Origin of the sequence: Endozoicomonas sp. ONNA2 (genome assembly GCF_024606365.1) — a bacterium.
Taxonomy (GTDB): domain Bacteria; phylum Pseudomonadota; class Gammaproteobacteria; order Pseudomonadales; family Endozoicomonadaceae; genus Endozoicomonas.
Genome location: NZ_JAHHPO010000454.1, coordinates 1 through 8,894 on the forward strand (window position 1 = coordinate 1; position 8,894 = coordinate 8,894).

At 51.8% G+C, this 8,894-nt stretch carries 12 protein-coding genes; all 12 read left to right on the forward strand.

The features are described 5' to 3' along the window. Window positions 1–121 precede the first annotated feature (121 nt). Entirely contained in the window at window positions 122–478 is a 357-nt protein-coding gene (locus KDK14_RS08205; protein ID WP_257264607.1) for a DUF2590 family protein, read from the forward strand. Then, entirely contained in the window at window positions 475–1,689 is a 1,215-nt protein-coding gene (locus KDK14_RS08210; protein ID WP_257264608.1) for a baseplate J/gp47 family protein, read from the forward strand. The genes KDK14_RS08205 and KDK14_RS08210 overlap by 4 nt, the downstream gene beginning before the upstream one ends. A gap of 214 nt (window positions 1,690–1,903) precedes the next feature. Next, entirely contained in the window at window positions 1,904–2,365 is a 462-nt protein-coding gene (locus KDK14_RS08215) for a phage tail protein (protein WP_257264609.1), read from the forward strand. Next, window positions 2,358–3,809 carry a phage tail protein gene (locus KDK14_RS08220; protein WP_257264610.1) on the forward strand — a complete coding sequence of 484 codons (1,452 nt, stop codon included), beginning with the start codon at window positions 2,358–2,360 and terminating at the stop codon, window positions 3,807–3,809. The genes KDK14_RS08215 and KDK14_RS08220 overlap by 8 nt, the downstream gene beginning before the upstream one ends. Further along, window positions 3,809–5,017 carry a hypothetical protein gene (locus KDK14_RS08225; protein WP_257264611.1) on the forward strand — a complete coding sequence of 403 codons (1,209 nt, stop codon included), beginning with the start codon at window positions 3,809–3,811 and terminating at the stop codon, window positions 5,015–5,017. Before KDK14_RS08220 ends, KDK14_RS08225 begins: the two co-directional genes overlap by 1 nt. Then, window positions 5,014–5,307 carry a hypothetical protein gene (locus tag KDK14_RS08230; RefSeq protein WP_257264612.1) on the forward strand — a complete coding sequence of 98 codons (294 nt, stop codon included), beginning with the start codon at window positions 5,014–5,016 and terminating at the stop codon, window positions 5,305–5,307. Before KDK14_RS08225 ends, KDK14_RS08230 begins: the two co-directional genes overlap by 4 nt. A 7-nt stretch (window positions 5,308–5,314) precedes the next feature. Further along, a complete protein-coding gene (locus tag KDK14_RS08235; protein WP_257264613.1) occupies window positions 5,315–5,935 on the forward strand; it encodes a phage tail protein in 621 nt (206 codons plus the stop codon). A gap of 7 nt (window positions 5,936–5,942) precedes the next feature. Then, window positions 5,943–6,473 carry a hypothetical protein gene (locus tag KDK14_RS08240; protein WP_257264614.1) on the forward strand — a complete coding sequence of 177 codons (531 nt, stop codon included), beginning with the start codon at window positions 5,943–5,945 and terminating at the stop codon, window positions 6,471–6,473. A gap of 45 nt (window positions 6,474–6,518) precedes the next feature. After that, window positions 6,519–7,043: a DNA-binding protein gene (locus KDK14_RS08245; protein WP_257264615.1), complete on the forward strand. Its 525-nt coding sequence runs from the start codon at window positions 6,519–6,521 to the stop codon at window positions 7,041–7,043. Further along, window positions 7,044–7,760, forward strand: coding sequence for a hypothetical protein (locus KDK14_RS08250; protein WP_257264616.1), 717 nt, complete (start codon window positions 7,044–7,046; stop codon window positions 7,758–7,760). Beyond that, the gene (locus KDK14_RS08255) at window positions 7,715–8,434 is read left to right on the forward strand and encodes a hypothetical protein (protein WP_257264617.1); all 720 of its coding nucleotides are present in this window, start codon (window positions 7,715–7,717) and stop codon (window positions 8,432–8,434) included. Before KDK14_RS08250 ends, KDK14_RS08255 begins: the two co-directional genes overlap by 46 nt. A gap of 232 nt (window positions 8,435–8,666) precedes the next feature. Then, window positions 8,667–8,798 (forward strand): hypothetical protein, encoded by a 132-nt coding sequence (locus KDK14_RS08260; RefSeq protein WP_257264618.1) that lies wholly within the window; start codon window positions 8,667–8,669, stop codon window positions 8,796–8,798. Window positions 8,799–8,894: the final 96 nt, after the last annotated feature.

Sequence of the window (8,894 nt, forward strand, 5' to 3'; positions counted from 1 at the left end):
ATCAGGATAGACTGGATGGCAAGCTTGCAGGTGGGAAAAAACGAAGTACTACTGTCAATATCCAGACCACGGAGCCCATTTCGCCCCAATATGTGCAGGATCAACTCTGGCAGGTTGCACCATGAACGAACCTGTCCAGCTGTGGCGAGACATCCTGATTACCCATCGGGACATCACCCTGGACCCGGCAGGCATTCCCGATTACGTCATCCAGCGCCCTTCCATCACCCAGGATATTGTCCATATGATTCTGGAAAGCGGACTGCTGATTGAACTGGCAGGAGAACGCTCCCGGGCAAAATGGACCGGCAATATGACCCGCATTGAGATGCTGGTAGAAGATGACCAGCGCATTATCCCCGGCACCGTGGTGATTGACTGGGACGATCCGGAACAGATCCTGCTGTTTGCCCAGAGTGTGGTGGGTGAGGTTTCGGTCACTGTGTCCGTACCGGACAATCCGGAGGTTCTGGCATGATTGACAACCACCGGGACGACTTTGAAAAAATCGTCAAAGACGCCGGAATTCCCACCACACCGGAAGCAATGAAAACCGTCTGGGATCAGTACAACACTGACCAGGGCAGCCTGATCAGCAATGACTCCAACTGGAGCCCGTTCTGGCGGTTGATTTCTGCCATCGTCACCACCCCATCCCAGTGGGTGGTCAATTTCCTGATTAATCATCTGCTGCCCAACAGTTTTGTCAAAACCGCCAGCGGCCGCTTTTTGAATATTCTTGCCTGGGGCTTATATCTGGAGCGGAAGCAAGGCAAAGCCGCCACCGGAACCCTCACTTTCAGCCGGGTAAACGTCACCAAAGCGGTGACCATTCCGGCAGGCACCCGGGTTCACTCCCCCGCCATTAACGGCACCGTTTACGAACTGAAAACCCTGGCAGATGCCACTTTTACCGATAATGAGACCGAGCTGAAAACCAGCGCCCGGGCCGTGGCCATTGGTTCCGCCTTTAACCTGGCTCCTGGCTATTACAGTTTTTTACCTGAGCCGGTAGAGGAAGTAATCTCCGTCACCAATAAAGCCGAATGGCTGCAACTGCCGGGAACCGATGATGAAGACGATGACTCCCTGCGACTGCGCTGTCGGAACCAGTTCACCGCCGTGGGCCAGTTCCACCATGACGCCGCCTATCGAGCCATCATTACTGATTACGCCGGGCTCCGGGCCGATTACATCTGGTTTCAACACGGAGCACCCCGGGGGCCCGGTACTGCCAACGCTTATTTGATGCTGGCCTCCGGGCCTGCACCGGAGGATCTGGTCAATGACATCAACCACCATATCAATGATCAGGGTTATCACGGCCATGGTGATGATCTCCAGTGTTTTTCCATGCCTACCTTCAGTGTGGATCTGGGGGCTGTGCTGATTCCGGTCATTGGCTTGACACAGGCGCAACAGCGGGAACTGAAAACCGGCTGTGAACAGATGATCCGTTGCGCCTTCCGGGAGAACCAGGATTACACCGTCACCCGGACCTGGCCGTTTAACCGTTTCAGCATCAGCCGACTGGGGCAAGAACTCCATGACTTTTTCCCGAATCTGGATTCTGTCGAGTTTGACCGGGACGATATTGAGAGCCTGATGGAACTGCCAATACTGGGGGTTCTTACCCTGACCGATCCGGCCTTCAGTGAGGTCAAATTAATCGGTGCCTTGGGTAACTGAGAGTTTTTTAAAAGACTTTTCACCACAAAGACACAGAGACACAAAGAAAAGATATCTTTTTTTCTTCCTTTGTGCCTTTGTGCCTTTGTGGTTCAAACAAAAGGTTTATCATGAACCTGAAGCTTCCCTGGTGGATGTCCGGCCCTGAACTGACCAACCTGAACTGACCAAGCTGAAAAGCGCTGCCCAGCAGTTTTTTCAGGATCTGCTCAAGGTGGCCCATTGGCCCCTGGATCAACTGGACGTCAGACAGGCCGGTGAAGGCATTGTCCGCCTGATTGCCTGGCAACGGGGCATTGACCGCTTTACCGATGAAAAGCTGGATATGTTCCGGTTGCGGGTATTCCATGCCTACGCCAATGCCAGAGACGCCGGATCGGTCATCGGTTTTGAGCGCATATTCCACCGTTTGGCACTGGGCCCTCTGCAACAAAAGGAACGCTTGCTGAATAAAGACTGGGACGTGATTGTGCTGATTGTCAGGGATTCGGTCACCGCCCAAAACCCGGAGTTTATGAACTGGCTGATCCAGACCTACGGTCGCACCTGCCGCCGCTATGAGTGGAGCGTGTTTAGCATACTGACCCTGTCGGTTAAATCGGCCACGTTTGACTGGGACCAACAGACCCATATTGCGGTATTGGAGGAAGCGCCGGGGGAAATAGCGTATGGCTGAAATCATTACCTCTAAAGGTGAAACCCGCATTGCGGAATGTTTGGGTACTGGCGGGGTTTTGACCATTGACCGGTTTATTCTCTCCTACGATCCGGCCATTGATCCCGCTGCCCCTATTGACCGGAACACCCCGTTTCCCGCTGCAGATACCATTGTCTATCAAGAAGCAGTGACCCAAAGCGGTTATGTAAACCCCAACCAGGTGGTTTACAGCCTGTTTATGGACAGCACCGTGGGGCCGTTTCAGTTCAACCGGATGGATCTGGTGGAGTCCGTCACCCACACCAATGTGGCCATTGCCACCGTGCACACCCAGAACAAAATTGCCGATGATCCGGGAGCTGGCATCCGTGGCCAGAGCATGACCCGGAATTTTATGATTATCTTTGACGGGGCCGCCACCATCACCAATATCACCGTGGAGGCCGCCACCTGGCAAATTGATTTTATGGCCCGGCTCCATGCTTCCGATGAACTGGAGCGGTTAAGCAGCCGGGACACATACGGTCGAAGCTGTTTCTGGCAAGATGGCTTTTTGCTGCAGAAAGTAGACAACGGGTTTCAACTGGTTGCCGGGCTGGGCTATGTGGAAGGTATCCGCCTTCAGACCCGTGAGCATCAGACCATTACGCCAGATATGTTACCCACGGATGTTTGGCTGGATGTTTGCCGCCGGGGCAATCTGAACACAGTAGCGCCGGTATTCACTGTCATGTTTAACGGCAATGCCCAGCAAGATTACACCGACAGGCATCAGGTAGAGCATTATCTGGAACGGATCGCCAGCATCAATAGTGACGGGGCTGTAACGGATCGTCGTACCGTTCATCCCATTGCTAACGCCCTGCTTGATTACCTGGTCCCGGAAGCGCCGAAAGATGGCCAGCAATACCTGCGGCAAAATGGCCAATGGGTTCCGATGAAAGTGGATGTACCCATTAACTGGTCCGCTCCGTTGGCAACTGCAGGCCAAACTGTTATTGATCCACCCTATACCTTTACGGCGGCAGAAGTTTATATCAATGGTGTAATGCAAGATCCTGGCCGGGGAGCCTTTACCATTGCCGCAAACCAGATTGAACTGGCAGCGCCGCTTAATAAAGATGACGCCGTTCAGGTAATTCTGGGTTCTTTACCGCCCTCTGTGCGAAGCACACCGGAATCCGGGTTATGGCAATTAATCACCGCCGACTACACCGCCAGACAGGGCGATCATTTGTTGCTGGACAGCAATCAACAAACGTTTACGGTGAAATTGCCAAAAAACCCGGAACCCGGAGATACCATCCATTTTTTGGAAGTAGGTGAGGCAGTGGAAGTTCACCCGATTACGTTAGATCCACAAGGGTTAGTGATTATGAATGACATCAGAATTGACCTGACCATCAATAAGCTCTGTTTTCAGGTGCTGTATACCGAACGTTACGGATGGAGACTGATGTAATGAGTTTACTCCGAGAGTCATTACGACACGCCCGCCACATTGTCAGTGATCCCACCGGGGATCTGGGCGCCCAAAATATTCAGGCTGCCCTGGATGAGATCGCCGCCGAAAAGATCAACCAGAGCCAAAAAGCCCGGGCCAATGGCGTGGCTACTTTGGACGACACCGGCAAGGTTCCCAGTGCACAACTGCCAGCGGACAGTGTGGAAACTGCCCAATCTATTTTGACCAAACTGAAAACCGTGGACGGTTCCGGCTCCGGGCTGGATGCAGATTTGCTGGATGGCAAAACCAGCACCGATTATGTTCTGGTGGTTAATATCAGTACCGCCACCAATGACAACAGCACCAGCAAAGTTTCCGCTGCCGCTGCCACCAAAAATACCTGGGACCATGCCCAGGCCGCCCATACCCTGATCGGCAGCAAAGACTCTGAATACAAAAGCACCTTTGAGAAGATCGCCAACCGAAACAAGGTGAACGGCTATGCCGGGCTGGACAGCGCCGGAAAACTGAGCCCTGACATCATTCCCGGCCAGACCATTGTCAATGTGGTGGTTTTCGCCAGCACCGCCGAGCGGAACGCAGATACGTCCTTGCACAAGGGCGATATGGCCATTGTGGAAAGCAGTGGTTCCGCTGATCTTTCCATCCTGAAAAAAGATCTGGCAGGCAAGGCCACCACAGACGCCGACTGGCTGACCTTGCAGACCAATGTGACCGTGGATGTCCGTTCCTGGAATAACCGTAACGGCAATGTGATGCCCGCTTTGGGGGATTACACCACCGCCTTGATTCTCCATGATGGCTCTGCCCTGGACGGGGTTCTGGAAGGTATTGAGAACAGCATCCCCACCACACCAGGGGAGCTGGACGCCTACAGCAAAGGGGAATCTGATGGCCGGTTTATCAATAAATCCAGCATCAGTTACCGGGTAATTACCGCCAATTCAACATTGAGCCATGGCGACAAGGCTCTGGTGGATATGACCGGGGGCAATGTCACCGTAACGCTGCCCGCCTCTCCCTCTGCGGGTATGTGCGTTTCGGTGATGGATGCTGCCGCCCTGGCCGATGCCAAAACCCTGACCGTGGCCCGGAACAGCCAGCCCATTATGGGAATGGCGGAAGATGTGGTGTTTGATGTGCCTGGCTATAAGGCGGATTTTGTCTATCTGAATGCCACTAAAGGCTGGGTGGTGGCATGAGTGCGTTATCGGATTTGTTGCCAGCTTTGCCCGGCAGTGATGAAGATAAGCCAGTGGTCATCAATACCCTGAGCGAAATCAAAAGTGCCAGTCAGGGCCAAACGGTGTTTGATTTGACTCAGGTAACTTATCGTCAGGGTTATCAGGATCTGACCGTGGTGATCAATGGCATTACCCAGGCACGGTCCGCCAACTGTTACACCGAAAACAGCGGAACCAGGGTGACTTTGGCCAGTGGGCTTAATAGTGGGGATGAGGTCAGTTTTGTCATCCTGCGAATGGCTGAATGAGGTTGTTATGTCTGATTTAACCAAGGTCAAAAAATCGGTGATGGAGGAGAGCCAGATTCTGCCGGATATGGCGGGGCAGAGTGGGAAGGTGTTGTCTAATGATGGTTCCAAATCTCAATGGATTGAAATAGTAATAGATAATGGATGGCGACCTGGTGACATTAAGATGTTTGCTGGCAATGAAAACCAGATTCAAGAGGGTTGGCAACTGTGTAATGGGGTTGGGCAAACCAGTAACGGAATAAATATTCCGGATTTGAGAAGCCGGTTTATTATTGGTTCCGGGGGGTCTTATTCAACGGGTAGTACAGGGGGAAGTACTTCTTATTCGACCAGTGTTGAGGGTAGTCATTCGCATTCTGTGAGTGTTAATTCTACGACTTTGTCTACATCTCAAATGCCTTCCCATAATCATTCTTTTAGAAACAGAATGTACGGGGGAAATAGAACCGATGGGAATAGTTGGATTGTTTCAGGAGGAGGAAACACCGGTGAACAAACTTTAAATAATACAGGTAACAGCTATTCACATTATCACAGCGGAAGTTGCTCCAGCACCGGCGGCCATTATCACCGTGTCGAGGTAACTCCCCCCTATTACGCATTAGCGTTCATTATCAAGTTGTAAATAAATTATGAATATCACCATTGTTTGTGCAGATGATCTGGTCATTATTGATGATCAGCCACAACGGTTTGACTTATCGCCTTATTCTTTTCCTGCTGCTTTTTGGGCCTTGCAATGGCGTAATAATCAGGGAGAAATTGAGTTTAACAATGCAGAACCCAATCAGATGATTACCGAGTTGCCCGAATGGACGACAGCTATCATTGCAGAACATGCCAGATTGACAGAACAAGCCCTACAACCACCCCCGCCGCCGACACCGGAAGAACAATTCCAGGAAATGAAACGGCAACGGAACCGGATGCTAAATGATTCAGACTGGACCGTCATACGCCACAAAGATCAACTGGAACTCGGTTTGCCAACAACCCTATCCGATACCGCCTACAAGGCAACCCTGCAATGGCGTCAACAACTGCGGGATATGCCAAAAATCATCAGACCATCAAAAACAAAAACCACTCAACCCTGCTGGACCTGGCCCCCAATTCCACCGGAACTCAAGCCTGATTTCCCGGATTACCCACCGGATATCTGACCATGCAATAAGATTTCCACTCTCCAGCCAACTGAGGAATAAGTGATGCTTATTCTCAACGGAGTAAAAGTCCCCGGCCATAATCTCACCGTTCGGGCCAATTTCCGCATCGAAACCAAAGAACTTTCTGGCCAGACCTCCGCCAGTGACCGCTCTGCCGAGGGCATCAAACCCATGACCTTTTCGGTGACTCTGGAGATCCCCTGCAACCACCCCAAAGACCTGGGCCGGGTCATTGCCCTGGCAAGGTCAACCGATGGCAGGGGCAATATGACCATTTACCAGATCGTCAACAGCACCGCCGAAGCCTGCAAAATACGGGAGGTGACTTTTACCGACCAGTTCACCATTACGGAACAGGGCCGGATCAACAGCTGGCAAGTAGGGTTCACTATGGTGGAATACCGATCCATTCCGGAAAAAGTCGAACAGCGCCAACCCCGGCCGGTGACGGTGGAGCAAAACGCCGGGGAAAATGTCGAGACCACCGTTCCCCAGCCCATCAATAATCAGGAGCAACTGACCGGCTTTCTCAGCGTTTTGAAAAAGGTGGATGAGTCCCTGGCCTGAATGAAGATTATAAAAATCCTGAAAGTGAATAATGAGGAGGTGGGACTGATCAGCGAGGATCTGCGCCTGGAACTCTCCAGCCCCGGGCGGGCCACGTTTGTGGTAAGGGCCAATCAACCATTAAGCCAGATTGTCACCTTTGATGCGGGCTGGAGTGATGGCCAGGTATGGCGGGTATTTGTGGGGTATATCGAAAGCTCCATTACCATCAACCCACAACAGCAAAAACTGTTTTGCCGGGAATTGACCGCTACCCTGAACCGGGATCTGTTTCTGGCTCTGAGGCGGGTGACGTTAAAAGATGTCACCAACCGGCTCAATGAACTGACCAACCTCAATTTTGCCCTGCCAGATGCAGAATACTGCCGCCAGCAATCGCCGTTTTATTACCATCTGGGAGACGGTTATCAGGCCATGGATAACCTGGGCAGGGTCTATCAGATCCCTTTGTTTATCTGGCAAATGCAAGGCAATGGCACGGTATATGTGGGCAGCTGGGCCCATTCCCGCTGGGCCAGCCGCCCCATTGAACTGCCGGACAAGCTGTTCACCCGGCATTTGAGCTTTACCAGTGCCCGTCTGCCCATGACACCCGGCATCCGCCCCGGGGTGAAATTTAACCGTGGCCTTATACACTCAGTGCAACTCACTGATAATTTTATGGACATTGCGTGGAAGCCCTTCAGCGAATTATCAACCGCCTCTATCCGGAGCTGAAAGCCGGTTACCATCGCCCCATGCTGGGCAAGGTGGAGCGGATCAGTCAGCCGGATTTTCAGGGGGATGAGGTATCCACCCTGGAGGAACCGTTTTATGCCGTGGACGTGCAACCCCTGGATGAAAATTTCAAACCCAAAGGGCAGGTTCTGCGAGACCTGGTGGTGATGCTCCAGTACGGTGGCCAGCAACGGGGCTTTTTCGCCCTGCCCGACCCTGAAACCATCATAGAGTTCTGTTTTGCCTACGCCAGCCCCAGGCTGATTATGATCCGTGGCGTGATTCCCTGGGGCATGAAATTGCCCCCCTGGCAGCCCGGAGAAGCCCACTGGCACTCCAACGCCGATGTCTGGCAGGGTTACGATCTGAAAAACAACTGGCACCGCCACACCAGCGGAGATATCCGGGAAAGCTGCGCCCAGATCCGGCAATGCCAGGCCCGGGCCAAACAATTGCTGAAATCCCCGAAAACCTGGATCGGCAGTGATTCTGAAAACGTGCTACAAATAATCATTGATATGATGAGCATTCTGGAAACTGCCCTGAACACCATTGCCGCCCATACACACAACGGTGGCAAGGTCGGGGCACCGGATCAGAGCGGGGCTATTTCCTCAACATCATCTGAAATTGGTGCCATCCGCTCCGGCAGGTTATCCCCCATTACTGAATAATTTCTACAGCATCAGGAATTATTGGTTTTGGTGATGTTCTGATTATTGTCTCTAGTAACCCATTGACTCCGCTATGCCCCCCATGGCGGATTTTTTTTGCGTAATTTTCAAATAATGCACAAATAATATTGATATACATATCTGCACAATATATTATGCAAATACGCCCACAACAACCCGAAAGGACTTTGTATGGATAAAAAAAAAGAGGGTAAAAACCGGTTCCACCAATATGACGTTTTTGTTACCGCTGGATTTAAAGCAAAAATTTGCCCGGGTATGTGCGGAGAATGACATTAATGCCAGCCAGAAAATCCGGCAACTGATGAGCTGGTATATCCAGAAAAATCAAAAAACGAACTGAACCAGTGCAAAAGAAGTGAACCCAGCCAATGGTGCCACCCCCATCAGGGCGATAGAATCGGCCTTACGATCGTTCCAATCAAGGCTAATTTAAACG